Source organism: Paenibacillus zeisoli (assembly GCF_003994465.1).
In the GTDB taxonomy this organism is placed as follows: domain Bacteria; phylum Bacillota; class Bacilli; order Paenibacillales; family Paenibacillaceae; genus Fontibacillus; species Fontibacillus zeisoli.
The window spans coordinates 499,336-526,049 of sequence record NZ_RZNX01000002.1 but is presented as its reverse complement, the minus strand read 5'-3'; the positions used below and the strand labels follow the sequence as shown (position 1 = coordinate 526,049).

33 protein-coding genes and 1 riboswitch are annotated in these 26,714 nt (G+C 48.4%); of the genes, 18 read left to right on the top strand and 15 right to left on the bottom strand.

Features of this window, described 5'->3' with window-relative positions; genetic code table 11:
* Positions 1–5: 5 nt before the first annotated feature.
* Genes EJP77_RS08545 through EJP77_RS20615 form a run of 3 tightly spaced genes read right to left on the bottom strand, consistent with a single transcriptional unit; the run spans position 6 to position 1,780 of the window.
* On the bottom strand, positions 6–1,142 hold the full coding sequence (locus EJP77_RS08545; RefSeq protein ID WP_127198788.1) for a zinc-dependent alcohol dehydrogenase: 1,137 nt from the start codon (positions 1,140–1,142) through the stop codon (positions 6–8).
* A complete protein-coding gene (locus EJP77_RS08540) occupies positions 1,139–1,525 on the bottom strand; it encodes a spore coat protein (RefSeq protein WP_127198787.1) in 387 nt (128 codons plus the stop codon). The genes EJP77_RS08545 and EJP77_RS08540 overlap by 4 nt, the downstream gene beginning before the upstream one ends.
* Positions 1,526–1,537: 12 nt before the next feature.
* Positions 1,538–1,780 carry a spore gernimation protein GerQ gene (locus EJP77_RS20615; RefSeq protein ID WP_185897254.1) on the bottom strand — a complete coding sequence of 81 codons (243 nt, stop codon included), beginning with the start codon at positions 1,778–1,780 and terminating at the stop codon, positions 1,538–1,540.
* 176 nt (positions 1,781–1,956) lie between these two features.
* On the opposite strand from EJP77_RS20615, the gene EJP77_RS08530 reads away from it, so the two are divergent.
* On the top strand, positions 1,957–2,829 hold the full coding sequence (locus tag EJP77_RS08530) for an AraC family transcriptional regulator (RefSeq protein WP_127198785.1): 873 nt from the start codon (positions 1,957–1,959) through the stop codon (positions 2,827–2,829).
* 20 nt (positions 2,830–2,849) lie between these two features.
* Positions 2,850–3,770, top strand: a complete 921-nt coding sequence (locus tag EJP77_RS08525) for an alpha/beta hydrolase family protein (RefSeq protein WP_127198784.1) — start codon at positions 2,850–2,852, stop codon at positions 3,768–3,770.
* Here the strand turns inward: EJP77_RS08525 and EJP77_RS08520 are convergent.
* Together EJP77_RS08520 and EJP77_RS08515 are read right to left on the bottom strand one after the other, a co-directional pair.
* A complete protein-coding gene (locus tag EJP77_RS08520) occupies positions 3,767–4,054 on the bottom strand; it encodes a TfoX/Sxy family DNA transformation protein (RefSeq protein ID WP_127198783.1) in 288 nt (95 codons plus the stop codon). The two genes, EJP77_RS08525 and EJP77_RS08520, sit on opposite strands and share 4 nt — an antisense overlap.
* A gap of 5 nt (positions 4,055–4,059) precedes the next feature.
* Complete coding sequence (locus EJP77_RS08515; protein WP_185897251.1) at positions 4,060–5,028, bottom strand: helix-turn-helix transcriptional regulator; 969 nt, start codon at positions 5,026–5,028, stop codon at positions 4,060–4,062.
* Between the two features lie 117 nt (positions 5,029–5,145).
* Here EJP77_RS08515 and EJP77_RS08510 point away from each other — a divergent pair, with 117 nt between their 5' ends.
* A complete protein-coding gene (locus EJP77_RS08510; RefSeq protein ID WP_127198781.1) occupies positions 5,146–5,442 on the top strand; it encodes a hypothetical protein in 297 nt (98 codons plus the stop codon).
* 36 nt (positions 5,443–5,478) lie between these two features.
* Here the strand turns inward: EJP77_RS08510 and EJP77_RS08505 are convergent, their stop codons facing one another.
* On the bottom strand, positions 5,479–6,162 hold the full coding sequence (locus EJP77_RS08505) for an AlkZ-related protein (RefSeq protein WP_185897249.1): 684 nt from the start codon (positions 6,160–6,162) through the stop codon (positions 5,479–5,481).
* Between the two features lie 184 nt (positions 6,163–6,346).
* Between EJP77_RS08505 and EJP77_RS08500 the strand changes: the two genes are divergently transcribed.
* From EJP77_RS08500 to EJP77_RS08490, 3 genes are all read left to right on the top strand, one after another.
* Positions 6,347–7,327: an aldo/keto reductase gene (locus EJP77_RS08500; protein ID WP_127198780.1), complete on the top strand. Its 981-nt coding sequence runs from the start codon at positions 6,347–6,349 to the stop codon at positions 7,325–7,327.
* A gap of 29 nt (positions 7,328–7,356) precedes the next feature.
* Positions 7,357–7,728, top strand: coding sequence for a MerR family transcriptional regulator (locus EJP77_RS08495; RefSeq protein ID WP_127198779.1), 372 nt, complete (start codon positions 7,357–7,359; stop codon positions 7,726–7,728).
* A gap of 89 nt (positions 7,729–7,817) precedes the next feature.
* Entirely contained in the window at positions 7,818–8,120 is a 303-nt protein-coding gene (locus tag EJP77_RS08490) for an EthD family reductase (protein WP_185897247.1), read from the top strand.
* Between the two features lie 230 nt (positions 8,121–8,350).
* Here the strand turns inward: EJP77_RS08490 and EJP77_RS08485 are convergent, their stop codons facing one another.
* Positions 8,351–9,244 (bottom strand): alpha/beta hydrolase, encoded by an 894-nt coding sequence (locus EJP77_RS08485; protein WP_127198777.1) that lies wholly within the window; start codon positions 9,242–9,244, stop codon positions 8,351–8,353.
* 125 nt (positions 9,245–9,369) lie between these two features.
* Here EJP77_RS08485 and EJP77_RS08480 point away from each other — a divergent pair, with 125 nt between their 5' ends.
* The 7 genes from EJP77_RS08480 (at position 9,370) to EJP77_RS08450 (ending at position 14,036) form a co-directional block, all read left to right on the top strand.
* Positions 9,370–10,344, top strand: coding sequence for a helix-turn-helix transcriptional regulator (locus EJP77_RS08480; protein ID WP_127198776.1), 975 nt, complete (start codon positions 9,370–9,372; stop codon positions 10,342–10,344).
* 98 nt (positions 10,345–10,442) lie between these two features.
* Positions 10,443–10,886, top strand: a complete 444-nt coding sequence (locus EJP77_RS08475; protein WP_127198775.1) for a cell wall hydrolase — start codon at positions 10,443–10,445, stop codon at positions 10,884–10,886.
* A gap of 358 nt (positions 10,887–11,244) precedes the next feature.
* Entirely contained in the window at positions 11,245–11,721 is a 477-nt protein-coding gene (locus EJP77_RS08470; RefSeq protein ID WP_127198774.1) for a MarR family winged helix-turn-helix transcriptional regulator, read from the top strand.
* 64 nt (positions 11,722–11,785) lie between these two features.
* Positions 11,786–12,970, top strand: a complete 1,185-nt coding sequence (locus EJP77_RS08465) for an ArsA family ATPase (RefSeq protein WP_127198773.1) — start codon at positions 11,786–11,788, stop codon at positions 12,968–12,970.
* A 5-nt stretch (positions 12,971–12,975) separates the two neighbouring features.
* Positions 12,976–13,203: a hypothetical protein gene (locus EJP77_RS08460; protein ID WP_127198772.1), complete on the top strand. Its 228-nt coding sequence runs from the start codon at positions 12,976–12,978 to the stop codon at positions 13,201–13,203.
* Positions 13,204–13,243: 40 nt separating this feature from the next.
* Positions 13,244–13,624 (top strand): DUF6463 family protein, encoded by a 381-nt coding sequence (locus EJP77_RS08455; RefSeq protein WP_246021793.1) that lies wholly within the window; start codon positions 13,244–13,246, stop codon positions 13,622–13,624.
* A 139-nt stretch (positions 13,625–13,763) separates the two neighbouring features.
* On the top strand, positions 13,764–14,036 hold the full coding sequence (locus EJP77_RS08450; protein ID WP_127198771.1) for a hypothetical protein: 273 nt from the start codon (positions 13,764–13,766) through the stop codon (positions 14,034–14,036).
* A gap of 342 nt (positions 14,037–14,378) precedes the next feature.
* Here the strand turns inward: EJP77_RS08450 and EJP77_RS08440 are convergent, their stop codons facing one another.
* Complete coding sequence (locus EJP77_RS08440; protein ID WP_127198769.1) at positions 14,379–14,978, bottom strand: HD domain-containing protein; 600 nt, start codon at positions 14,976–14,978, stop codon at positions 14,379–14,381.
* 124 nt (positions 14,979–15,102) lie between these two features.
* Between EJP77_RS08440 and EJP77_RS08435 the strand changes: the two genes are divergently transcribed.
* From EJP77_RS08435 to EJP77_RS08420, 4 genes are all read left to right on the top strand, one after another.
* Positions 15,103–15,699, top strand: a complete 597-nt coding sequence (locus tag EJP77_RS08435; protein ID WP_127198768.1) for a TetR/AcrR family transcriptional regulator — start codon at positions 15,103–15,105, stop codon at positions 15,697–15,699.
* A 121-nt stretch (positions 15,700–15,820) separates the two neighbouring features.
* A complete protein-coding gene (locus tag EJP77_RS08430) occupies positions 15,821–16,612 on the top strand; it encodes a MerR family transcriptional regulator (RefSeq protein ID WP_342772998.1) in 792 nt (263 codons plus the stop codon).
* An 11-nt stretch (positions 16,613–16,623) separates the two neighbouring features.
* Complete coding sequence (locus tag EJP77_RS08425; RefSeq protein WP_246021791.1) at positions 16,624–17,265, top strand: GNAT family N-acetyltransferase; 642 nt, start codon at positions 16,624–16,626, stop codon at positions 17,263–17,265.
* Entirely contained in the window at positions 17,262–18,269 is a 1,008-nt protein-coding gene (locus EJP77_RS08420) for an alpha/beta hydrolase family protein (RefSeq protein WP_127198766.1), read from the top strand. Before EJP77_RS08425 ends, EJP77_RS08420 begins: the two co-directional genes overlap by 4 nt.
* Before the next feature lie 5 nt (positions 18,270–18,274).
* Here EJP77_RS08420 and EJP77_RS08415 read toward each other — a convergent pair whose 3' ends face one another.
* The 7 genes from EJP77_RS08415 to EJP77_RS08385 form a co-directional block, all read right to left on the bottom strand.
* A complete protein-coding gene (locus tag EJP77_RS08415; protein WP_127198765.1) occupies positions 18,275–19,042 on the bottom strand; it encodes an ABC transporter permease in 768 nt (255 codons plus the stop codon).
* A complete protein-coding gene (locus EJP77_RS08410) occupies positions 19,039–19,944 on the bottom strand; it encodes an ABC transporter ATP-binding protein (RefSeq protein ID WP_127198764.1) in 906 nt (301 codons plus the stop codon). Before EJP77_RS08410 ends, EJP77_RS08415 begins: the two co-directional genes overlap by 4 nt.
* A 28-nt stretch (positions 19,945–19,972) precedes the next feature.
* On the bottom strand, positions 19,973–20,167 hold the full coding sequence (locus EJP77_RS08405; protein WP_127198763.1) for a PLD nuclease N-terminal domain-containing protein: 195 nt from the start codon (positions 20,165–20,167) through the stop codon (positions 19,973–19,975).
* Positions 20,168–20,375: 208 nt separating this feature from the next.
* The gene (locus EJP77_RS08400; protein WP_127198762.1) at positions 20,376–21,671 is read right to left on the bottom strand and encodes a glycosyltransferase family 2 protein; all 1,296 of its coding nucleotides are present in this window, start codon (positions 21,669–21,671) and stop codon (positions 20,376–20,378) included.
* A 189-nt stretch (positions 21,672–21,860) separates the two neighbouring features.
* Positions 21,861–22,733 (bottom strand): GGDEF domain-containing protein, encoded by an 873-nt coding sequence (locus tag EJP77_RS08395; RefSeq protein WP_127198761.1) that lies wholly within the window; start codon positions 22,731–22,733, stop codon positions 21,861–21,863.
* A 2-nt stretch (positions 22,734–22,735) separates the two neighbouring features.
* Complete coding sequence (locus tag EJP77_RS08390; RefSeq protein WP_127198760.1) at positions 22,736–23,839, bottom strand: glycosyl hydrolase; 1,104 nt, start codon at positions 23,837–23,839, stop codon at positions 22,736–22,738.
* Between the two features lie 63 nt (positions 23,840–23,902).
* On the bottom strand, positions 23,903–25,009 hold the full coding sequence (locus EJP77_RS08385; protein WP_127198759.1) for a glycosyl hydrolase: 1,107 nt from the start codon (positions 25,007–25,009) through the stop codon (positions 23,903–23,905).
* Positions 25,010–25,038: 29 nt separating this feature from the next.
* A riboswitch (cyclic di-GMP riboswitch) is annotated at positions 25,039–25,121 on the bottom strand.
* A gap of 314 nt (positions 25,122–25,435) precedes the next feature.
* On the opposite strand from EJP77_RS08385, the gene EJP77_RS08380 reads away from it, so the two are divergent.
* A complete protein-coding gene (locus EJP77_RS08380) occupies positions 25,436–26,644 on the top strand; it encodes a leucine-rich repeat domain-containing protein (protein ID WP_127198758.1) in 1,209 nt (402 codons plus the stop codon).
* Positions 26,645–26,714: the final 70 nt, after the last annotated feature.

Here is a 26,714-nt window from a genome sequence, read left to right as displayed (position 1 = left end):
TATCTTCAAGGCTTTAAGACGACCTTGATGCAATTGTCTGTCTTCGTATCGAACACTTCATAGCCATGCTTGGCCTCGCTGAGCGGAATGACGTGCGTAACAATGTCTCCAGGATCTACTTTGCCCGAAGTAACCAACTCATACATATACGGCATATAGTGAATGACCGGGGCTTGTCCGGAACGGATATTCACGTTGCGCTGCATGATGTCGCCCAGCGGGAATCCATTATAACGTCCGCCGTATACCCCAGTGACTTGGATGGTCCCGCCTTTGCGGACAGCCTGAGAAGCAATGATAAATGCGCTCATGGTCCCGCCTTGCAGTTTCAAACCGCTGGCTAGAAATTCGAGATCGCTCATCTTGCCGTCCATGCCTACCGCATCAATGACGACATCGGCACCGCCTTTGGTCATTTCCTTGAGATGGTTGCCGATATTCTTCTCCTGTTCAAAGTTTACGATTTCCACATGGTTCGTGCGCTTCGCATGCTGTAGGCGGTAATCGACATAGTCAACGGCGATAACCCGCTTAGCCCCCTTGAGCCAGCAGAATTTCTGAGCCAGAAGTCCGACCGGACCGCAGCCGAGAACGATGACCGTATCCCCATTTTTTACGCCTGCGTTATCTACACTCCAGAATGCCGTCGTCATGGCATCGGCGATCAAGCTTAGCTTTTCGTCCGGTTGTTCGCAGCTTTCGGGAATCTTGAAGTGGGTAAAATTTGCGAACGGGACTCGTAAATACTCAGCTTGCCCGCCAGGGTATCCGCCGGTCGTTCCGGAGTAGCCGAAAAATCCTCCCATATCCCCGTTCTGGTTTGAATTGTCACATTGGCTTTCCAGCTGGTTTTTGCAATAAAAGCATTCTCCACATGCGATGTTGAACGGGATGATTACACGGTCGCCTTTCTTTACCTTTGTCACGCCGGGGCCAACTTCTTCTACGATCCCCATCGGTTCATGCCCAATTACATAGTTCTCCTGAAGGTTGGGGATCATCCCGTGAATAAGGTGAAGGTCAGAACCGCAGATGGCGGAACTGGTGACTTTTACGATCATATCGTCCGGTTTCTCAATCTTGGGATCCGGTACTTCTTTGACCACGACATTTTTAATCCCTTGATACGTTACCGCCTTCATGCTTCATGTCCTCCAATATGTTCATCTGGGGTTCGATCAAACATCCCTTTGCGCGATGTATCATCCGGGAATAGATTCATCTGCCCAATCATCACCGTATTTTTCGCCGAAAGCTGGTCGAGTTGGTATTGTTCGTTGAGCTCGTAAGGATGGAACCATTTTTTGCGAATCATGAGTTCCGAGATTTCTTGGTGCAGTTCAATCCCCTGCATAAGATGATTGCGCAGCTGCGCTCTTACGTCGGGAGAAGCCGTTTCCGTCAGGGCGATGGATAAATTTCGCACCCCCTCCTTGGCACGAAGAAGGAAGTCCATCGCAAAAGTCATATCTGCCATTTCGGGCATGTTTAATGAGTTAATCGGGTCTAAATAATCGGTATTCATGTGCGTTCCCCTTTAATGTGTTATAGGTGTCGGGTTATTCGGAACCGGTGCTTGAAAAGGAACCCTTGCGTAGAGTGCTTGCAGCTCGGCAATCTGTTGTGTGGATTGAACTACGTCTTTCTGCATTAACGCTTTTAGCTCTTGGTCAAAGACCAGGCCTTGCATAAGTTTTGACTTCGCGAGGCAGAGCGTTTTGAAATTTAACGCTTCATGCAGTTCCATCGATTCGTGCGGCGCTAGCGCTGGTGTATTCATTGGAACATCATTCCCTCCTTATTTCATTAACGTTAAAATCACCGACTTCACGGGATCCTATACTAAAAACACGTAATGTACATTAGACAACCCCTTCATTTTCAAACTCCGCAAAAAATATCAAAACTTAACAGTAAATTTGAAGTACAGTTGTCTTATCTCCATGGAGGAATGAAATGAATTACATTGAATCAGTAACCAAAGCAATTGCCTATATCGAAGACCATCTGTCCAGTGAGATTACCCCTGAGGAAATTGCGGGGTTGGCAGGATACTCCCACTATCATTTTCACCGGATATTCCAATCCGTCACCCGATGCTCTGTCTCGGAGTACATAAGAAGGCGAAGGCTGACTCATGCGGCGTACGATCTGTTCTACTCGGACCTCAGGATCGTAGAGATCGCCATCAAATACCGATTTGAATCTCAGGAAGCCTTCACCCGTTCCTTTCAAAGGATGTTCTCCATCACGCCGGGACAATTCCGCAAGCAGACGGATATGAAGGACACCCTGTTCCGGGCGATGGAGAAGAAGGTCTTAGACGAAGCCGGGTTGAAGCATCTGCACTTCGGAATGACCCTCGACCCTGTGTACATCACCCTGGACAGGCTTCATCTTGTCGGAATGAGGACACAGGGCGTTAATTCCAGTGAAGTAGGCAGGCTATGGAGTTGTTTCAAGAAGCGTGCTGCTGAAATTGAGAATAGGTGTGATGCCGAATCTATAGGGTACGCATTAATTGAGCTTACGGGGGTTCAGTGGGAAGTTGCCTATACTGCATGCGCCACAGTCACTCATAAGGGTCGCATTCCTGAAGGGATGGTCTATAGAACACTCCCCTCAACAACCTACGCCGTATTCTCCCACAGGGGGTCATTGGACAGGCTGCCAGATACATTTCAGTATATTTATCATACTTGGCTGCCCAGATCGGGCAGAACGCGCATGAACGCACCGGAATTGGCACGATACGATCACAGGTACCTGGGTCCAACAAATGAAGATTCGGAGTTTGATATCTATATCCCTATTAACCCGGTATCTTAAGAGGAGCGGAAGAGGCTGAGATGAATGAGAACATGGAAAATAAGCAGGGGTATGCAGGATGCAGTGAAGTGAAGATTGAAGACGGCGCTTTGGGAATTATATTTCCCATGATCGTGATGTACCCGGCAGGTGCACCTGAACAAGCAGACCGATTGGGACCTTACCCGCTGGAGCTGGCCAGGGACGCGGATCCCTTGGAGGGAAGGTTTCCCTTAGTCTTAATCTCTCACGGTACCGGCGGTTCACCGCTGAACTATCGGACGCTGGCCCGGCATTTGGCACGTAATGGATTTATCGTCGGCTTGCCCGAACATCCCTACAACAACCGTAACGATAACAGCTTGGGAAATACAGTACAGAACCTTACCAACAGGCCCAGACATCTTCGGATGGCGGTCGATTGGTTCTTTGAGGACAATCTATTTAAAAGAATGGTAGAGCCGGATGCCGTTTCGCTCATTGGGCACTCCTTGGGAGGATATACAGCACTAGCTGCAGCGGGGGGCGTACCCACGTCGTTACCACACGAGGACCCGGACGGGTTACCGAAGCTTATTGAGGTTATACCGGATCCCCGAATCCAGTCCCTGGTTCTGCTGGCACCGGCGACCGTCTGGTACCGGGAGGAAGGGGCGCTGCGTGCAGTTCATACTCCTATTCTCATGCTGGATGCAGAGAAGGATCCCTATACACCTCCATTTCATGCACAGATTATATTGAGAGGGGTTCCGGACCGGGAGAGGATAACCTATAGAACGATCGATAATGCCGGGCATTTCTCTTTTCTTACCCCTTTTCCCGAATTGATGAGGGCTCCTACATTTCTTCCTTCTCAAGATCCTCCCGGCTTCGATCGCGAACACTTTCATGAAATACTGAATGCGGAGGTGTTGGACTTTCTGCTTACCCATCACTACAGGGGGCAGGCAGGTTATTTTTAATCGGGGGAGTTATGTGTATTTGCTAATGCAGCTTGGGCTTCATGCTTCAGCTGCTCCTTGACGTCGGGAGCCAATTCAAGCCAGTGAATATTCCAGAGGGCTGCTTCGAGCGCGTAAAGAGCAAGAAGGTTAATTTTATCCGGATACATCGATTTAAGTCTTCGGTAAGTTTCAACCGAACCGATACGATTTAGATCGTTGTATCCATTTACACCAACTTCACGCAGCCAAGGTTCTGTTTTGGCTCCTATATTTTTAAGGCCCATTGTTTTTTTCATCAACATATCGCTCACTGCTCCCCCTCATCATAAATCGCAATCGTCTCACGAAGGTTTTTTAGGATTAACGTACGTAGTTCCTGCGGTTCCTCAACGATAGCATCTGCCTTCAAGCCTGCAAAATAGTTTGCCGCCCACGTCAGGTAACCCAAAGGGATCTGGCGATTAATATAGCCGGTTCCATCTTCAAAAATGGTTAATCCACTTCCGATCCAAGCATCGTCTCTGCAGAGGAGAACTCCACGTTGAGTCAATCGTACTCTGAGATCATACTTCTCCTGACTTTCCTCCCGTTCCTGATCTTTGCTGAACCAATCGGAGATAAGCAGCTTGTCATGGTTTCTCTTCCTGGACTGGTCGGGGCTATCCGATACATGTGTGAAGCGGTCTGCTCGAAAGAGCCTGTAATCGTTGTTAAGAAAGTCGTAAGCGGGGCAGTACCATTTCCCGTTCATTGAATAGAGGCCTACCAGTTGTATCTCTCTTTCCGTAATACTATGTTCCGATTCGTAAGAGATATGGAGTACTTTCTGTTCCAGAGCCCCTTCGAGTAAGGTAGACAGATAGGGGGACTCGAAGCTTTGTGCCGGAACCCAGAACAAGACACGCTGCTGAAGCCGGTCTATCCGTTCTTTGATATCTTCAGGGAGGATATGATAGAACTTGGCGAGCGCCGATCGCCAGTCAGATTCCATGGGTAATGCCCGATAGTACTTCAGCGACTGACTAGCAGAAAAGAGCGCAACCGCCTCTTGTTCTAAGATATGAATAGGAGGGAGTGTCCGTTCCTTCAGAATCCGGTAGCCGCCATGGACACCGAGCTCTGCATAAAGCGGTATTCCGAGAGCGCTAAGCTCGTTGATATCACGAAGAACCGTCCTTTTGGAGACGCCGAACCGTTCCGAAAGATCTTTTAAGGTGAACTTATTTCTGGTATTCAATGTGAGCAGCAGCTCAACCAGCCTTTGTGTTTTGTTCATCAGCATCACCTCGCTATCAATATATCATAGAATGGTGACATAAATTGACTATATTAAGCGGTATCGTAGAGAAGTAAGAATAAGGAACTCTACTTTATTTAAGGGGTTGGATGATGGATGAAAACATGTCTGGAAGTTGTATCGTATCGGTTAGTAGATGGCGTGAATGAGGAGACCTATATGGAATATGTCAACCTTTTGCAAGGTGCGCTTTGCAACCAAGTAGGATTTATCAAACGGGAGGTTTACTTTAATAAGCAGGACGGGGTTTGGGTAGAACTGGCAGAATGGGAAAGCCAGGAGGCGGCAAGGCAATGTGAAGCAACAATTATGCAGAAACCCTTTATGGCAGAAGCCATGGCCCTGATCGATGGTTCGACACTTCAGCTCCATTTTGTGAAGCAGCTTATTTAAATAATTCGTGTGTGAGGTACAGCGGGATATCGGGACTTAGGTATCAAGTTGAAGAAATTTATTGAGAAATCTCAATGCCTCAACACTGCATTTATCTGTTAAGCAGTTCTTCAGTTCCTTCTTAGCAAGCTCTACATGAATATCAGATTGAGGTATGCCGGCGTTCTCCATCCAATGGTCGGTTGTCTCGAATGAGGTGCTTTTCCACGCACTATTCACATCTAGGATAATTCTACTTTCTTTGGCACCAGAAATAACGATATCTATAGTTTCTTGTAAGTCCAAAAGAGACCGCTCAAAGGTCTTCTTCATTTCTTTGCCCTGCATTCCCGCTTTAAATCTTAACGATCTGGTCTCGATTCCTTCTTCCTCTCGGATCTGCTGATAAAGCACTAGGGCATCCTTTGAGATCAGACCTTGTTGATAGCGAGCTTCAATAGATAGGGTGCTTCCTAGGATGACTTTAACCCATGGGAACAATTCGCGCGAAATGAAAACCGGCTTTTTCTTAATAAATTTGCCGTAAGCCGCTGCACCATCACTGGGAAGACGGGTTCGCCAAAGCCACGGATCAGTCTCCGTGCCCGTTAACCATTGATCGTCCAAGGTGATTTGATACAGTGAGGGGTGATTCGGAATAAGTGGCGCCAGTGGCAGGATACCCACTTCATTAATAAGCTGAACGGTCTCTTCATAAGTGGAGATTTTTGCTTGGCTCATTCGTATTCCTCCTAATAGCAGCTTCCTATAGAGTAATACGACATTATAAATAAAACAAATTATGATATTAATAGCGAAAGATAACGCTTGCCTTAAAGTGAACTTTAAGGTGTAAGATGAATATGGGTGTAATACCAATTTAAGGTACAACCCCTATTCTTGAATGGGAAGGTGTGGGGAAATCTTGAAGCAAAGGACGTTAGGCAAAGACGGCTTGGAGCTGTCTGCACTCGGACTCGGATGTATGGGCATGTCCGACTTTTACAGCGGGCGGAATGAAGAAGAATCTATCCGGACCATACACAGAGCGTTGGACCTTGGAATTAACTTTCTGGATACGGCGGATATGTATGCTGTTGGGAAGAACGAAGAACTGATCGGCAGAGCCGTAACAGGGCGCCGCAGCGAAGTCATTCTGGCAACCAAATTCGGTGGCGTTCGAAGTGAAGATGGTAAATTTCTAGGCATCAACGGTCATCCGGAATATGTGAAAAAAGCTTGTGACGCCAGTCTTCGTCGTCTTGGCGTAGACCATATCGATTTGTACTACCAGCATCGGGTTGACCCTCAAATTCCGATTGAGGAAACGGTTGGTGCCATGTCCGGACTGGTGCAGGAGGGCAAAGTCCGCTATATCGGATTATCCGAGGCCGCCGCAGGGACGATTCGGCGTGCGCATGCTGTACACCCTATTACCGCACTGCAGACGGAGTACTCTCTCTGGAGCCGCGATGTGGAAGATGAGATTTTGCCGGTATGCCGTGAGCTGGGAATTGGCTTCGTTCCATATAGTCCGCTGGGACGTGGATTTCTCACGGGTCAAATTCAAAAGTTCGAGGACTTGGCGGAGGATGATTATCGGAGGTTCTCGCCCCGTTTCCAAGGAGATAATTTCAATAAGAATTTAGAGCTTGTAAGCCGAGTGGAAGAGATCGCAGCCGAGAAAGGCGTTAAGCCTTCCCAATTAGCATTAGCCTGGCTGTTGGCCCAAGGGAATGACATTGTACCGATTCCGGGAACGAAGCGCAGGGAATACCTAGAGGAGAATGTCGGCGCTATTGCCATTGAACTTTCGGAGCAGGATTTGGCTCGGATTGATGAAGCGGCTCCCAAAGGAGCGGCCTTCGGAGACCGATATGCGGACATGAGAAGTGTAAATCAGTAGATGAGCCAATCTTGCGGGAGGGTGTTACGGTGAGTTTTTCAATCAAGGAAGTTGCAGAAATGCTCGGCATTCCTCCTCACACGATCCGCTATTATGAGAAAGAGGGAGTTCTCCCATCTATTGGGCGGGATCCGCATGGAAACCGAATGTTTGAACAAAAGGATCTGGAATGGATGGACATTATGATGTGGCTGCGTGCGACGGGGATGTCGGTAGCTGTGATAAGACAAATGGTGGAGCTTGCCGCTAAGGGAGTTTCAACGATACCGGAAAGAAAAGCAATATTAGAACAACACAAGCTTGAACTGCAAAGAAAGCAGGTAGAGCTGGATAAGGCGAACGAGGCTGTAGACAAAAAGCTATCCATCTACGAGTCACTCTTAACAGGAAACCCTAACTAGACCTGTCGATGGCGATGGGATCTCGAGAAAAATGCTAAGCGAGCTTAGGTGGACGGAATTAGCATATGAATGTGAAGGAGAGTGGAGTAATGATTGTGTTGTCATTTGCCTATCCATATGGGGATACACTCGATCCAGAGTATTACATGACCCAGCACATCCCGAAAGTCAAGGCGGTCTTGGCTTCATTTGAGGGCTCACGGGCCGAGCTGCGTAAAGACATCACCCCAGGTGAGGGGCCTTTTCAACTGACGATTTCATTCTATTTCCGTTCTGCGGAAGTGATGGAACAGTTTCTTGCAGATCCCCGAATTCCGGACCTTCAGCAGGATATCGCCAATTTTTACGGCGGTGCTCCCCGTGTCTTTACTGAGGAGCAGGTTGAAGTGTAACATCGGCTTGATGCAAAGCAGAAGAATGCACTTTAAATGGGTCTAGCCCACCCCATACTATGCACAAAGGCAATGGAATAAGAGTCCATTGCCTTTTGTCCTTATTGAACCTTCCAAGCTCATTCGAACACGGGGTGGTACAGCAAATGCTCATAGGTGTCCGGGTTGAGGGGCTTGTAGTTCATTTCTCTAGTATATTTGCTGGCTAACTGTACGCAAAACACGTATGTTCATCTGAGATGCTGTGTAATGAAAAGCGCTGCACGATCCAGGGCCTGATCGGCTTCATCGATGATATCGGTGAAAGCCTGGAAAACATGCGGGACATCGGCGGTAACATCAAGGATTACATCCACGCCGGCTGCCCGCGCACGGTCGGCTAACTGCGTGGAATCGTCAAGGAGCAGCTCGTTAGTACCGACTTGTAGCAGGAGCGGCGGGAATCCGGTTAGGTCGGCGAACCTGGCGGGGCTCACGAGTTCATGATTCGGGTCTTGTCCAGCAAGGTACAGGGTATCCGTAAATGTAAAGCTTTCACGCGTGAAGAACGGGTCGAGCCCTTTTTTGCTATCTATGCTTGCTCCAGAGTGTGTCCTATCCAATCCTGGGGAGAACATGACTACGGCTGCTGGCATCGGCAGGTCTGCGTCCCGAGCCATCAGGCAAGTGGTGAGGGTAATACCACCACCGGCAGAATCGCCAGCAAGTACAATAGACGCTCCCTGAGCTCCGCCCTCCAGAAGCCCGCGATAGGCTGCAAGGGCATCTTTAAGCGCCGCAGGGAACGGATGCTCCGGAGCCAGGCGGTAATCGAGCGAGACGGACCGGATACGGGTCTTACTGACCAGATTCGCGGTAAGGGACATGGCCGTGTATGGGGATCCCATAATATACGAACCACCATGGAAATAGAGAATAGTTCCCGGTCGTGCATCCTGTGCGGGGTCAACGATCACACCTGGTCGATTGCCCAGATTCGTAGGTGCGGTTCGCACGCCCGCAGGCACTTTCATTGCGGCCATCATGGCAGCGAAGTTCGCGCGCATCTCCTGAACGCTTTGTGACTTGGCGGGTTCACGATGCCGCAGCAGATCATCCAGCATTTTACGTTGTTCTCTAGACATAGAACAATCCATCTCCTTTTTTAATCGTATTCTGCCGTAACCTCTTCCAGCGATCCGGCTTATTCATAGCGTATACTATAATTATGACAAAACTTGTCACTATAGTTTGGGGGATGGTGAATATCATGGGAAAGTCGAGGCGCTTGATTGAACTGATGATGGCCGTGAACCGAAAGCGGAAATTCACCGTCAAGGAGCTTGCTGAAGAATTCAGGGTTTCTACCCGAACCATGCTGCGCGATTTGCAGGAGCTGAGTGGAATGGGGGTACCTTTATACTCTCAAGTTGGTGCGGGAGGTGGATACCAGGTGCTTGCAGAGCGAACCCTTCCACCGATCTCTTTTACGGAAAATGAGGCCTTCTCTATATTCTTTGCTTCCCATGCTCTTCGGCACTTCAGTTCACTGCCCTTCGAGGCATCTGCAGAATCCGCACTTCGCAAATTTTACAGGTATCTATCGGAAGATGTGAAAAGTCTGATAGACGAAATGCGGAACCGAATTGACTTCTTCACGCATACACGTTCAGAACGGGCTGACTGCCTTGAGATATTGCTCCAAGCGTCCATTAGGAAGCTGCCTGTAACCATCCGTTACGGAACCCGAAAGGATGAGACTGGAAGGAGAACGATTCAACCTATCGGTATATATGCCCATGAGGGATATTGGTTTTGCCCAGCTTACTGCTATTTGCAAGAAGCCTTTCGATTATTCCGGGTAGATCGGATAGGGGCAGCCATTTGGGCGGATGTTGAAGCGTTATCGTCTACAGTGGATGTTTCAGAGGTGGATTTAACGAACTGGGGTCATCACTTCTACAGCCAACGGGAAAGAGTAGGTGTCCAAGTGAAGCTAACGGCAAGAGGAGAGGAGTTATTCCGAAATAAGAGCTGGATTTTCCCTTGGGGAGAAGTACATCACTCCAATGACGGCACAGGCACACTTGAGATGGAGATCACCTCCTCAGAAATACCGTTCTTTGCCGAATATTTCTTCTCGTTCGGCGCTGAAGCGGTCGTTCTGAAGCCGGGGGAGCTCAGAGAGGCGGTCAGAAAGAAGCTGACTTGTGCTCTCGAAGAGTATAACTCGCCTAGCTTCTAGTCTCCAAGGTTGTATATTATCGCTTTCTATTCCGCCCGAGTAACACAACCGCTTCGCCTACAATATGATGAGTCTAGAAACCTAAAGAGGTGATCAGAATGGCAGTAGTAAAAGCCAGGCAACAGGATATTGATATGTTGGCAAGGCTGCTTCGAGCTGAAGCAGAGACCGAAGGCGAACAAGGGATGCTCCTTGTTGGAAATGTGGGCATTAACCGAATAAGAGCGAATTGCTCCGATTTCAAGGGAATCCGGACCATTCCTCAAATGATCAACCAGGCGCATGCGTTCGAAGCACTGCAGCACGACTTGTACTATCAAAAGGCAAGAGATCGGGAGCGCCGTCTGGCGAGGCGGGCTGTAAATGGGGAGCGGAACTGGCCAGCCAAATTCGCCCTGTGGTATTTCCGCCCAGGAACGTTCGAGAATCCTGGGCCCTGCCCGGATACTTGGTATAATCAGCCGCTTGCAGGACGATGGAAGAAGCACTGCTTCTACGAACCGACCGCGGAAGAATGTGAAAATGTATATGGCACGTTTTAACTTCAATGCGATGATGAGGAAGTAAATGAAGCCTTCTTCCGCAGAGAGCTCCGTTGGTGGTACCACGAGCATACAAATCTCATCCCTAAGAACATATTCTTTGGGGTGAGATTTTTGTATAAGAAGTTCTCCTCACGTAAATCCGCAAAAAAGATCAAAACTGAAAACTCAAACCCTGGCCGCAGCGGGTGGCTTGGACGTATTGAAATTCCTACTTACCTATCATCACGGAGAGGCGGAGGGTTACGACAAGCTTTAATACATAAGGCAACCATCACCTTCGTTGACACTAATACGTTTTCGTATTAATATAAAAGCACAAATTACTACGAAATCGTATTACAAAGGAGTTACCGGTATGCAGCAGCTTTATGACCTCTTCCTTAAGACCGGTTTACGTCCGTTCGCTTTCATGACGGATACCTTGCAGTTGGAACAAAAGGTAACCCGTTCAGATTTGTCCACGCTATTGATTCTGCTCTTTCGAGGAGACCAGACGATGTCGGAGCTTGCTTCCGAGATGGGAGCGCCACTAAGCTCGATGACCAGCATTGCTTCACGGCTTGAACGCAAGGGACTCATCGCCCGGGCTATATCTGCGCAAGACCAACGGGTGCGGCTTGTCACGCTGACTCAGGAAGGACGGCGGCTGGCTAAGGAATGGGAGCACATTATGCAGGAAATGCTCGGAAGGCTGGAATCGGCTTTTACACCAGAGGAATTAGATGAATTTACAAGACTCCTGCTTAAGGCAGCCAAGGTATTCCAGAGTGAAGGTCCTGTAAGGCAGGATGTGAAGAAGACCGCAGCGAGAAAAATTAACATTGAGGAATGACCGGTTATACACCGGTTTTTTTACAAGCTAATACTACGAAATCGTACTAAAAGGAGCGAGCGGTATGAGGATTATTATCTACACGGGTAAGGGCGGGGTTGGCAAGACAAGTATTGCTGCAGCAACAGCAGTCAAGCTGGCTCGGCAGGGGAAGCGGACACTAATAATTAGCACGGACGCAGCACATAGCTTGGCGGATTCGCTTGCGGTCTCTATTGGGCCCGATCCGGTACAGATCGGCGAGAACCTGTGGGGTCAGGAAGTGAACAGCCTAAGGGAGACGGAGAACAATTGGGGGGCTGTGCAGGGCTGGATATCAGCCATGCTCGATAAAGCTCAGCTTAAGGATATTACAACAGAGGAAATGCTGGTCTTTCCCGGCATGGAAGAGCTGTTCAGCTTACTGCAGATCAAGAAGCATGCTCAAAGCGGGGAATACGACGTGTTGGTGGTGGACTGTGCCCCAACCGGGGAGACCCTGCGCCTGCTCAGTTACCCCAACGTACTGAATTGGTGGCTGGAGAAGATATTCCCTTATGAACGGAGGTTGGTGAAGTTCGTCCGGCCGGTAGCGAAGCTGGTTAACCATATTGAGCTCCCTTCCGATCATGTGTTGGACAGCATCGAGCGTTTTGCAAGGGATCTGGGGGATATGCAGAGGATTGTGCTGGATCCGGAGACGACCTCAGTCAGAATCGTACTGAACCCCGAGAAGATGGTGCTTGCCGAGGCGAAGCGCTCGTTCACTTATCTGAATCTGTTCGGGTTCAATACGGACGCCGTAATTGTTAACCGGATACTGCCGGAGGAAGCGGGGGAAGGTTTTTTGGCGGATTGGCGGAACCTTCAGAAGAAATATGAGGAGGAAATCGTGACGAACTTCCAGCCTCTGCCGATTTTGAAGGCCCCCATGATGCGGCAGGAGGTGGTCGGTATGCCGGTTCTTGAGGAGCTGGCGGATATCGTGTTTGGGACTCTTGATCCCTCCGGGATGCTGTACCGCGGCAGAACGGAGACGATCCGGGAAGAGGGCGGAGAGCTGCTGCTTGAGCTCCCGATTCCTTTTGTGGATAAGGCTGATTTGGACTTAACACAGGCGGGTGACGAATTGACCGTGAATGCGGGTGCCTACAAGCGTAAGGTGATCCTGCCGAGACTACTGATGGGACGGCCGGTGGCGGGCGCGAAGTACGTAGAGGACCGGTTAATGATCCGTTTCGGTGAGCGGGATATTCAAGCAAAGGGGTGATGAACATGAGAAAGAGCACTCTGGGTCTGGAGCGGGCTCGGGAGGGTCTGTCCTTGGTGGAACGATTCCTGGAACAGCTGGAGCACAACCAACCCGAAAGGCATTTCCGGAATGCGATGAAGGAATGGCTGCTGGCTTCACGGGCTGTAATTGATAGTGCGATCGATACGCTGGAGGAGGAGCCGAGTTCTCCAACCGAAACCGCTCGTAAGATACCCATATCGAAAGACTGACCACCGTTTCTGCAAATTGAACAAGAGGGGTGAAGAACGTATGGTGATAAGCAGAAGTAAGCAGCAGATCGGGGTGCTGATCATGTTGACCGGACTACTTCATACAGGAGTCGGGCTGATCCTTTTCACGAAGTATTTACTACCCATTCTCTCCGAAGGAGTATGGAATACCGTTCAGGAGGGCCAGTGGGAACGGGGAACCTCGTTCTGGTTCATGATGTTTGGTTTGCTGTTTATTATGCTCGGATATATAACGGATTGGTTGGTTAGGAAAAGAGGAATTTCGCCACCCGCGGCTTTCGGATGGATGCTGTTTGCGTTGTGTGTATTGGGGGTCGTCATCATGCCGGTTTCGGGCTTCTGGTTAGGCCTGCCTCAGGCCTGGATCCTCACACGGAAAGATACACTGGCGGGAGGGTAATGGGGAGACTTGTTGGATTAATGTTGTACCATCAAGATGTCATGAGTTGGTAGTAAATGGATATAAATACCTTAATATGTTAAAATGATATAACAGCGCAAATTGCACTTATATATTATTTATGTAGGGGATAAAAAAATTGAATAAAACTGCTTCAGTTGTTGCTTTCGTCTGTTCGCTTGTTTTATTTGTTCTTGGGTTTAGTTTTATCGCTCAGAGTACTGACAGAGGCTTGGAAAGGGCGCAATTCATATGGGCGGATCACCAAAATATAACTTCAGATAAAACAGATCTATTTGGGTTTTATCTTAATTCAGCCACTTGGTCTTTTAAAATCGAAGGAATCGCAATGATTGTTATTGGGGTTGTGGCTTTATATGTTGCAAATTCGTTATGGAAAAAAGAAAAATAGTTGCAACAGTGGCCCTTCATGACGCCGGTTACCAATGATTGCGCAGCAAAAAGCCCAATGGACTAGCGGAAAAACACCGCTGGTCCATTGGGCTTTTAGTTGATGGTGGGTACTACTAAAAGGGGAATGACCTATGTTCCTTATTCCTTCCTAGCCAAAGCATTTAGGGCTACAGTTAATTATGATAAGAATTAGTACTTAATTGAAAGGACCCAGATACGACATGATGTCCAGTCTGCAGCTGTACGTTTTTACTTACTCGATCGTATCTTGCTCAGGTTGTGTTTTGTAGATAACTCTCAGGTAGGCATTATCCAAGTAAGGCAAGGCCGAGGTGGTTTCTTACTCTGCAAAAGGAGAATGCAGCACCCACCGCTCAAACCCCGCTTGGAGCAACGCTGCACTTAAGTTACTCTGCTGCTGATGGTTATTCTTCAATTCGGCGTCGTATTTGATGAGTTCTATAATGGCCTTCTTAAATCCCAGCCTCGGGTATAGCTCCAGAACTGACTTTACAATCTCCTCGGTGATATCCTCTGCACGTAAGCCTAATATGTCCATCCCTGCACCAAAATGTACTAAAGCGATCTCGGGCTGCTTCTCTGCGGCAATTTCGGTTGTATGTAAAATAATGGCCTCCCGCACTACATCGATTTTCTCATGAGCAAGTCCATGACTGGATAGAAATCTTTCGGCATGGTCGGCACCTTCGTGCTCGAATGAATGCTTACGGCACACGTGTTCCGTCAATCCAACATCATGCAGGACCGCACCGAGGAAGAACAGCTCCTGGTCATACTTGAGACCGTACTTTTTGCCTAAGGAATCCCCAAATGCATAGGTTCGCATGCAGTGATTGTACAGAAATTCAGGAGATATTTCGCTAACAAGCTGTGCAGCCTTGCTAGCCAGTCTGCTATCTGGAATCATAATGGAATACATGTAATCCCTCCGTTATATAACTGATTTAGAAACCGATCGGTCTCTGATATAATAACGGATGGGATTCTTTTTAACAAGACAAATATGATACATTTTAGAGACCAACACTTACCGGGGGCTTGTCATGAAAAAGGGAGAACAAACGAAACAGCATATCATCATTAAATCTGCGGAGCTATTCAATCAAAAGGGGTTTGCAGGTTGTTCGATAAATGAAATTATGGATGCCACAGGACTCACGAAGGGCGGAATTTACCGTTTCTTTAGCAGTAAGGATGAAATTGCCTTGGAGGCTTTCGGCTATGCACTAGGGATTGTTGCGGAACAATTTGCCCTTGCTACCCATGGGCATAAGTCAGCCATAGACAAGATCATTTCGATCTTCGATGTCTATGCGGATGTTGTGCATCACCCGCCGGTAAAGGGCGGATGTCCTCTACTGAATATGGCCGTGGAAAGCGATGATACGCATCCTTCCTTACGGGAGAAGGCATCTACAGCCATGAATGGCTTTCTTGCCACCATTCATCAGATCTTAGTGGAGGGGATTCAGAGCAAAGAGCTGCGACCAGATCTGGACCCGGGCTCTATGGCCTCCTTTATATTTTCAATACTGGAGGGGAGTATTATGGCCAGCAAGTTGGAAGGGAATAACCAGCATGTGGCTTTGGGTAAGGAGCATTTGTCTAACTACCTGAGAACTTATCAACTTAAATCGTGAGATGTGACCAAAGGACAGCCTTGGAGTGATGAGGCTGTCCATTTTATTATTTTCAATATGTCTTGACCTTAGGTCAGACCTAAGGTGTATCTTTGAGTTATTCCAAGCTTCATCCATAGGAGTGATTGTTATCAAGAGTGAAATTACGATTAGTGAACTAGCTAAGCTGATGAACGTGTCGGTTCATCAAATTCGTTATTTTGAAGAGAAAGGTATCCTTCAGCCTGCTTACACGGATACAAATCAGTATAGGAAGTATGGTATGGATCAAGTTTACGAGCTAGCCCGCATCCTGCTGCTCCGCAAATTGGAGGTACCTGTTCAGTCCATTAAAGCATGCATGACTTCCTATTCTGCGGACCAGCAGCGGCAGCTGCTTCATCATTCCCTGCAGGATATCGAAGCGGAGCTGCAGCGCCTTCAGGAACTTCAGCAGTTCATCCTGAAAGTGCTGCATGAGGAGCAAAGCTTCAGCTTGCAGCCTAACCAATTCCAAGTGAAGAAGCGTGATCTCACATTTCTCACACGGTTCATTGAACTGGATTCCCATACGAGGCTTGATGCGGCACGGCTGGCTGAGGAGGCGGGCCGCGTCCCGAACTTGTTTGAGTCGGACATTCATTACTTATATGACGGTTCGAATACCGTAACCTTATATCTGGAATCGCAAACTTCGGGGGAGGTTTCCTTGCCGAAAGGGGACTACCTTTCTCTGCAATGTCTCATCCATGAGGAGGAGCTTGAGCACCTTATTGAGCATTTTTTCGACTATGCCGCTGCACAATCCTTCCCTCTACAGGGGCCCCTCGTTGTCATTGAAAGGTCTTATTTATCTCTATTTAGTCCCCACCAACTGCACTATGAGTTGCAAGCCTTGATTACGCCGCCTGCGAATCCTGATGGGAGGGGCTGAACATAAGGGAAATGCCGATTACAATAGAGCCCATGCAGGCCAAGTATAATGGGCAGGTTGGACGATTACTGGCTCAAGCATTCCTTGGAAAATTTCAAATGCTGACGAGCCTGAATGAGGACGATCTGGCTCTATTTTTCGAACAAATGCTGGAATACGTCGGGGCTGAATCGTCAACTCAAAGAATGGTTGCTCTGCAGCAGGGCGAGGTGATCGGAAGCATTTCGATTAGATGGAGACTGGTTCATGGCATCCCGCCAAAGATCAATGAAAAACTGCCGCCATGGAGGATTCTCAGCCAATTTGGTCGATGGAATCTGATCAAAATGCTGATCGGCTTATATGTACTAGATCATGAGCCCGAGCCTTACGAATGTTATATTGCAGACCTTGCTGTCCGTTCGGACCAGCGAAGTAAAGGGGTTGGAAAGCTTCTATTGCAATGGGCACAGCAAGCTGTAGCCATGAACCCGGCGCTGGACCGTCTAACCCTGCATGTCTCTGGCAGCAACCCGCGTGCTAAGCAGCTATACGAGCAATTGTCGTTCCAAACCCATTCCAGGGAGAATCGATATATGTTGCGGCTGTTATTCAACGAATCGAGGTGGGACTATATGGTGCAATGGAAGGGGGGGTATTTAAAGAAACCATGAGGAGGAAGAAAATATGGATTTATGTGTTGGTCTTCGTGCTGCTAATTGGCGGAACAGGGATTTATATTTTGGAGCAAAACCGTTTTGACATGGTAGAGCAGCAGGTCGAGATCCCCTCGTCCGCAGGCAAGCTGACGGGAACTTTGGTACTGCCGAGGAATGCCGGGGGCCAGCTGGGTTTAGTCCTCTTTATCCATGGCGATGGGGCTATTGATGCCGCACACGATGATGGGTACAAGCCGCTATGGGAACGATTAGCCAGCCTGGGCTATGCCTCCTTATCCCTGAACAAAAGAGGGATCGGCGGATCTGAAGGGAGCTGGTTAGAGCAGAGCATGGATGATCGGGTAGATGAGGCTCGCGAGGCGATTGCATGGGCCCGAAAGCAACCCGTGATCGATCCCAACAGGATCGGGGTATGGGGCGCCAGCCAGGCGGGATGGGTCATTCCTAAGCTTGCCGGGAAGGAGCAGCTAGCCTTTAGCATCCTCGTATCGCCCGCCATTAACTGGCTGCGGCAAGGAGTCTATCATACGCGCGAGCAGATGATCAAGGATGGCTATTCGGAGCAAGACATTCAGGCTGAAGAAGCGTATGACGACCGAGTGCGACAGCTCCTATCCAAACAGGCCGACTATGGCGAATATCTCCAGATCGCGCAGGGAAGTGACGTAATGCCGAAGGACAGATGGACTTTTGTCAGTAAAAACTTCTTGTCGGATGCCACGGGAGATCTTCATCATTTCAATTCGCCGGTACTCCTGCTTCTAGGCGAAGAGGATATTCATGTGGATTGGAAGGAGACGGAGCGTGTATATCGCAATAAAATAAAGCCAGAACTGCTGACGGTTGCGGTCTTCCCTGACGCAGAGCATTCGATGCTCAGCAAGAAGACCGCTGACTCCGACCTTCGGGCACTCCTGATCAGTCTATTCGCCCCCCGGCAAATCACGGTGCCAGGATATATGGATCAAATAGAGCAATTTCTTGCGAGACTTGAATAACCTTATCAAGAATTTGATTTGCGGGTGGCTGCAAGAGATAGGAGAAGAACTGTAAGAATGACGGTAGTGATCAGTGGAAGTAAGAAGGGCCCCTCAATCCTTCCTGCTGTAAATAGGGTAGCGGCGGCATTAGTCAGCTGATAGGGGCTCCATTCCATCCATTTCCCGAGAAGCGATGTTAGAAGTGTCACGAGAATACTCAATAATAGTGTAAATGCGGCCACCAACCCGCTGCTTTTCAAAAAGCTGCTAAAGAAAACAGTGAGTGTTATTAAGAACAATATCCATATGAAAAAGATGCTGGCACCCTTAACGACATTCATAAAAGGGAAATCACCAATTAAGAGTACGGTGTAATACCATGAGGCTGCCATGCTAAGGAATATTGCTCCTGCACTAAGCAGTACTGCACTTGTCCATTTGGCTGTGATGTAGGACGAATAGCCGACAGGTTTTACTAGGATCGCCTTCGTCATCCCGCTTTTCCTTTCAGAGGCAATGATGCCCATAAAAGCAAGTACAAGAACAAGAATCCCCATTTGGTTATACTGTCCCAAGGTTTGAGCCAAGACCTCTCCGCTTAAAGGAATTGGAATTTTGATGACGGCCCCATTCGGCAGGTTACCCGCATTTTTCAAGATTTCCGGCATGTAGTAGCTTGTTATCGGCTGCAGGAGTCCGAACAACACAAAGGCGAGAGGAATCCAGATCACTTTATAATTACGGATCATCTCAAGCCATTCTTTTCGAAAAAGAACAAGCCATGTTTTCATTTTCCCACCACCTCCATGAACAGGTCTTCAAGGCTGGTCTGTGCCACAGTAAAGCTCGTGATTGGCAGCTGCCTTTCAGCAATCTCAGCTAAGAGCTGCCTTCTTGCCTCTGCGGCATTCTTTACATAGATTTCAACAGTATTATGAGTTGATTTGACTTTGGAAACTGTATTCCAATCTTCAATGCTTCGGGCCCACGCACCCAGATTTGCCTCTGCTGATATTATAATGACATCCTCCTGATGCTTCCGGCGCAGCTCTGAAACAGAACCGGTTATGGCGAGCTTCCCTTTATGGATCATAATGACATCGTCACATACCTCCTCTGCATCATGAAGGATATGGGTCGAGAACAGAATCGTCGTAGTCTCTTTCAACAACTTCATCAATTCAAGTATTTCCCTGCGTCCAACAGGGTCAAGTGCGGATACCGGTTCATCCAGCATTAGCAATTTTGGTTCATGAATGAGTGCCTGGGCAATTCCAAGCCGCTGCTTCATTCCCCCTGAGTACCCCCCAACCTTGCGCTTTCCAGCATCGGCAATTCCTAAGCGTTCAAGCAGCTCATTAGCACGCGTTGACGCCTTGGTCTTAGACAGTCCGGATAGTTCACCCATGAACACGAGGTATTCCATTCCATTCATCCAAGGGAAGAAAACTGGGTGCTGCGGCAGGTAACCGATATATTCCCGATAATCCCCTTTATGTACGTCTCCAAAAGAGACCGATCCGTTTGTGGGTTGTTGCAGACCTGAGAGCATCTCCAGTGTTGTTGTCTTTCCTGCGCCATTTGCACCGAGCAGCGCCACGCAGTGTCCCTTCTCGATCGAGAAAGACAAATCGTTGACGGCAACATGCTTACCAAATGACTTAGTTAATGATCTCACTTCCAACAGCTTCATGCCTCTCACACCTTTCCAAAAGCATCGTCTATGACTGCTTTCTCCCTATGATGAAATACGAAATTGGACCAAGAACCTCGAGAAAAAGAATGATAAGTACCCACATCCACTTAGGTCCATTTGTTTTCTCCGTTTTACTGAGATCAATCAATGCGATGATGACTAAGATAGCTTGAATGGCAATGATCGGAGCGACCAACGCCCAGTTGATATGAAAGTTCAAATTTCTTGCCTCCTTAATTCACTAACCAACCCATTATCTTCATGGTTAGTTCAATATATATGTTATATATATACTATAACAGTTGTAATAAGGCAAGAAATTTAGCTATAGTCTTGATCGGCTGAACAAATTGATTTCTAAGATAAGAGGTTAGATTTGGGTACATACAAAAAAATCCCCTCCCGGCTGCCCGGAGGGGATATTCTTTTTAACCGAAACGTTCTGTCTTGTACCACTTGGCCTTTCGGCCGAACAGCTTGTCTACAATCAAGGAGTAAAAAGCCCGTAGAGAGATGATAATGAACAGCTGCGAGTAGGTGAAGTAGGAGACAAAGGACACGATGAAATTGTCCACGTTACTCTGTCCAATATCTGTTGCCAACGCCAGGTTGATCTGCAGAACATACAGAAAGTACATGAGCGCCCACGCAATCACAAAAAAGACAAAGAGCGTACCGCTAAAAGCAAAGGGTGAAATAATAGTAGGGTCAAACAGCGCTAAGCCGCGATAGATGAAATTGATCACAAATATAATATCGGAAATGACAATAGCCAGCAGAAACCAGAAGTAACTGGCCATGTAATAAAAGAGCTGGACCTTGATCCGCCAGGACATCGGTTGAAATAGATGACGGATATTGTGGATGACCACATCATAGTTCCCCTTGGCCCAGCGTTGGCGCTGCTTCATATACACACTGAGCTTCTCGGGCTCTTGCTGATAGGCTTCCGCCTGCGTGGCCAGCGCGATTAGCTTTCCGCGTGTCATAATCTCGAAGGAAATCGCGGTATCCTCCGTAATCGCATCCGTATCAAAGCCCCCGATATCACGAATTAAGTCCGCCTTCATAATAAAGTTCGTGCCCGGGATCGTTCCGATCTTGAAGAGTTCCCACATCCCTGTATGGTAAATCCTTTGGGACGTGATAATCTCCAGATTAATGCATTTGGTGAGGAAATTTCGGTTGCGGTTGCGAGGTTTGTTCCGTCCAAACACCGCACCGTATAGTTCCGGCTTCTCCAGTGCCTTTTGCACAAGGAAGGCCAGCGCATTCCGCTCGGGAGCCGCATCCGCATCGTAGATGCAGATCCATTCACCCGTGGCTAACTCGAAGGCATCATTCAGCGCCCCGGATTTGCCGCCTTTCCCGGTCCTCTCGAAGATGGTAAAATCCCGTCCCTCGTAGGCTGGCCGGTTCTTAAGCTCCTTAAGCTTGTCCGCCGTGCGGTCAGAGCAGTTATCCGCGATAACAATAACCTGAACCTTATCCGGAGGGTAATTAAGATTAAAGATCCGTTCAACGGTGGTCGCAATCACAAGTTCCTCATTGTGGGCGGGAACCATGACGGTGACGGTTGGGTAATTCTCCATATGGGTTGGAACAACCAGGGGGGAACGGTTCTGCCGTTGTATGAACTTGATAGCACCCGCCATAATGACAATGGACTGGAACACGGCAATCCACACACTCACGATGGTGAACAGCAGCAGAACATCAGACATGAGGCTTCCCCCGATCGTATCTTTTAATTACAGTGGAGCGAAATCTAAGGGTAAAGACCGTAAGGACCAGGACAGCAATAGAAAATAGGGAGGAGACGACGATACAAACCGGGATGAACCAATCCCAGTTGTTCATACATACACAACCTTTCGCGGAGGTTTATTATTTGGGATGAAGTCGGGAACCGGTTAGACGTATTCGGCGACAAGATCTACTTCTGTTCTTCTATCAAGAGCTGCAATCAGCTGATCCGCATGGGCGAACAGGTCCAATTGCTCCTTATCGAAATGCATCAGGGAAGCCCGAACAACCAGCTTGATCGGCGCGCCATTCTTATCTTCGAAGCTGAGATTCATCATCGCCGTCTTGACCCTCTCCACCACGGCGGAGAAGTAGGCATGCTCGGTTAAAGGGCATAGAATTAGAAATCTGCCATTGTCGATGGAGAACTTGGAATCCTCATTACGAATTTGCTGCTGCATCGTATTCGAGATCTCAACAAGGAACTGGGAGTAGCGGCCAGCCCCAACGGACTCCATAACCAGCGGCAAAAAGTCAATTTTGAACAGAGCCAAGGAAAAGCCATATTTATTGTTGTAACGTGAGGCCAGCGTCGATTGCTTCAGCAGGGCATCGGCAAATGCATCATAGTTCCCCAGGCCAGTCTGCAAATCTATTACTGGATTCTGATCTTTCAAGGCATTCAGCCGCCCCAGGATACGCTTCATTCGGATGATGCGATTCCGGACGAAGGAGGCTGTCATCAGGTTGGCTGGAATGATAAGTATCCATGCAACCTGCAAGACTTCGTTGAAGCCGTAGATCGTCTGCCAGACAAAATAGGAGACAAAGAACAAAAAGGCAATAACGACAGAGAATCCGGCAGGAAGCCAGTATCCTGCAGCCATCGCAGCAAGCGCACCAACACTGGCACCGAACGCCCAGGCGGGGTAAGTCTGATTCTGATATACACTTAGGAACACCAATGCTTGCTCAATTAAGAGGAGTACGATTAAGCAAGAATAGCCAAGGTCAAGGTTACGAACGGCCCTCTTATTCATTCTTACATTCCCTTCCTAGAAAAATATAACGATTCCGCCAGCAGTGGAATGAGATTATCGAAGATATGCGAGTTGCCGTTCGCGACATAGCCGCCTTTATACGGAGACTGCTTACCCCTGAAAGATATCATGCGGGTATAGAGCTCATCGGCCCATACCTGATCCTTCAGTTCCATAGCCAGCACTATGGCAAGTCCATACACGGACGGCGATTCATAGGACACGGTCGGTTCAAGAGACTGCCGGTTATACCGGCCGAACAGCTTGCCTCTTGTCTCCCATTCGTGCTTCAGGAAAGTGATGAGGTTCCCGGCAGGATCCCCCGATTCCGTCAGATGAATCGCAATAATGAGCTGATCAATTAAATTGGCATCATCCCGCGTGATATAAGTCTTGGTGGATACATCAAACGATGTTGGATAAAAAACGCCACTAACGGGCTTTTGCCGCAGCAGCTCCGTATGCCGCACCAGCAGGCTTTGATCCATCAGTCCATGCTGCTTCATAGACTTCATGGCCGGTATATCGATATAGACCAGGCTCAATTCATGCGAAGATAGATTCGAATTAAAGTCATGAAAGTCCACCCAATAACCGCCAGATAAAAGGGAACCTCGAAGTGTACCTGCTAGAGACTGTGCCATGTTCAAATAGTTGGGCTGGTGCCAGAGATCATAGGCGTCAAGCAGGGCCTTCTCAATTCTCAGATCGTCGCCCAGCGCATTGGTATGGACCTGGGAAGTACCGTCAGGCTGCAGCTTCCAGGCAATATACTGCTGAGGCGACAGGAATTTATCCTTCAAAATCTGCAGGCCCCCATCGAACCGGGTCTGGTCCTTATTTGCCAAGGCAATCTGCATCCAGATTCCTACAGATTCAGAAAGGGCTTCGTGCCCCGCAACGATGTCCGGATTAACGGACTTTGCATCTACTAGATATGTGGCGAGCGTACCGTTCGGATTCGTCATATACTGCTCGACGAAAGAGAGGGTCGGCGATTCCCGGGTTTTATTTGCGATAATCAGGTAAAGCGCCAGGGCAATTGCTAGTAGTACTAAGAAAAGAAGAGGTATGAGCCATCTTAGCTTCCTCTGTCCTGCATTCATGGTTAACCTCTTTTGCGTAATTTTGTGCCTCGAACTATCAAGCTCCAGCAAGCGCGCCCGCGTTTAGCGGATAAGACCCATCATATTTAATTTCTGCTCGGCTAGAAGTGCATATAGATTATTGAAAGAAAAAGTATCATTATTAAATACATAGCCGCCGTAATAAGGGCTTGATTTGTCGGATACCCGCAGCGCAATCATCCGCTTATACAGATCGAGCGCAAAGCTCTTGTCATTGGCTTGGAGTGCGTATAGGATCGTTAATCCATATTGAGCCGGGCATTCGAGATCCGATACAGGCGCTCCAGTTACCCGGTCATAACTTGATATCAGCCGGTTAGACTTGTAGAAACCCGTCTTGATCAAGTTATACAGTGCAGGTGATGAGGTTCCGGCTTCTGCACGGTGAAGCGCAATATATACTTGGTCGATCATATTAATGGTGCTGTCATAGGTAAATTGATTCGTCACGACATCATAAGTTTTTGGGAAGAAGGCATTGTCCGTCGGCAGCGTGTTCAGTAAATCGATTTGTCTGGACCAAGTTGCATTGTCAATCTGCTGATTATTCAACATTTGGGTTAGTGCACCCGGAACGATATAAGATAGCGTCAGTTGATTGGGTTGATACCCTGAATTAAAATCATAGTAGTCGACAAAGTAACCGTTAACGATATTTTTGGACTTGCTGGCTTGACTAAGTTTATCGGCTGTTTGTTTATAGGCAGGTATATTCCACTGCGAATAAGCTTTGTATAAGGCTTCAATGATAAGATGGTCGTCAATCATGGCATTGGTACTAACCTGGCTGCGTCCATCCTGGTTAAGCTTCCAATAAACAGTTCCTTCTGGAGCGAGGAAGTATTTATTTAGGAGATCATAACTTGTTTTGTAGAGCGACTTGTCATTCTTTCTAACCGCATAAGTCATCCAGAGCGCAAGAGATTCTGACAGGGCCTCCCGTCCGCCTGCCATATTCGGATCGAGGGAACTTGAACCGTCAGTTAGCCGGGTCGCAATGGTTTGGTTGGGATTGTAAAGCTTCCCGATGATAAATGATTCAGTAGGACTACCAGGTGCAGCAGCGGATACTGAGTTTAGAGATAGACAGTTGCTAACTAGGACTAAAGTTACGAGAATAAAAATAGACATTTTGCGTCGTTTCGACATGATGACAACTCCTCACGATTATGGGTACAACCGGCAGCTCGGCTGTCTTAGCTTTCGCCTTAGACCCGCAGCTTTGCGTCACTGTCTTTCGACAGTTTTGCCTTTTGAATCAGAGTTTCTAGTGCAACTTTATCATAATTTGTCGAATTATATATGGTTCTTTCGACCTATTTTTACCAATACTTAACAAAAATAAGTGAGCGGGTAGCATGATAGGGTCCAAAAGGAGAATAAGCTGATGAATTCCAACAAGTTACTTCTATAAACCTGAATGGCTTAGAAAAGTAGAAAGACTGCTTTGGATTGATAGGAATTGAAGTAATGGAGGAACAGGGTTTAGCTTTAATCTCTGGGCGGGGAGAGATATTGCCGTCGTAACCATAGTTTGAGGGGATCATTGTGAGGTAAGAAAAAAGGAAGATGAAGATGCCAAATGATAACCAAGCTCGACCTCCCGTAGGCTCGATTAGAGAAGATGGGCGTTATCCCATCGACCTGACGGGCCCGGGCAGTCACACGCTTATTATACACAGCGGTGTGGGCAGTCTAGCGATAGGACCGTCGTATATGGGGAAGAAAGCAGATCTACACGTATCACCCGGTGAGACCATCGATTGGACCGTGTTCGATGCTTTTTCTACACCGGCGGGATCGCCTTGGCCGCGATTTATGAACTACACAGGAAGTGATACAGGGTTCTTCAACTGGGCGCAGGAACGTCCCATTGAGGAGATAAAGTGGGCTCCGATCTTGTCTGAAGACACGGCAGTGGATGCCAGCATGTCTAGCATACATAGCCTGCATATCCAAATGAGCCCGTCTGGGGGAAGGCTAAGTCTGAAGCTTCCGAAGCGGTGTTACCTGCTGGGTGTATCGGGTGATTTGGCGCATTTCTCGGCCACTGGCGACATGCCATCTTCTCTGACACTATCGCCGCGCACCAGCAGACGCAAGGAGGACACACCCTTCTTAATGCCTGACTTAGGTGAGCTGTACCAGGTGACGAGCCTGTCCCTGCATAACGCGCCGCTAGGGCAGCCCATTTCGCTGGAGTGTCTGGACCGGTTCCCGAACCTGAGCTCACTGAGTCTGTGGGGGAACTTCTGCGATATGGACCTGCTGGCTCAGCAGACCCGGTTAACCAATCTGGAGCTCCGCTTCATGCCTGATCTGGATGGCCTTCCGTCCTTGGACGTGTGGCCGCTGCTTGACAGATTTATCGCCTACAATGTAGAAGAACTTACAGGTAAGCGGCTGAGGAAGGAAATGAAAGCACGCGCGCTGAGCCGCCCGTGGGCCGGACATGCTTCAGTGAGCCAATTGCGAAAGCCGGAGTGGTGGACCGCCGAATTCGGCCGACCGTTCTCATCCTGGCCCAAACGTCTGGCCAAGCTGGCCAACGAGGCCTACGACGCTGCACAGGCAGGCCTGGCACAGGCCCGAACCTATGCCGAGGCTGAGGCGGTGATTACCGCCTTCACCGTGCGCTTCAATACGCTCAAAGGCATCGAAACCACCGAGCGTGAAGACCTGGGTGAAGCCGTCTGGCAGCTCAGCCAGTCTAACCACCTGATTGGCCAGCCTATAACAGAAGAAATGGCGGGGCGGTGGTTCGACTCGGCGCGTGATTACTGATTGAAGTGAACGAAGCGTCGTGTGCAGCGGCATATACCTTTTATATTTTCACAATGACATAGCTGCGATC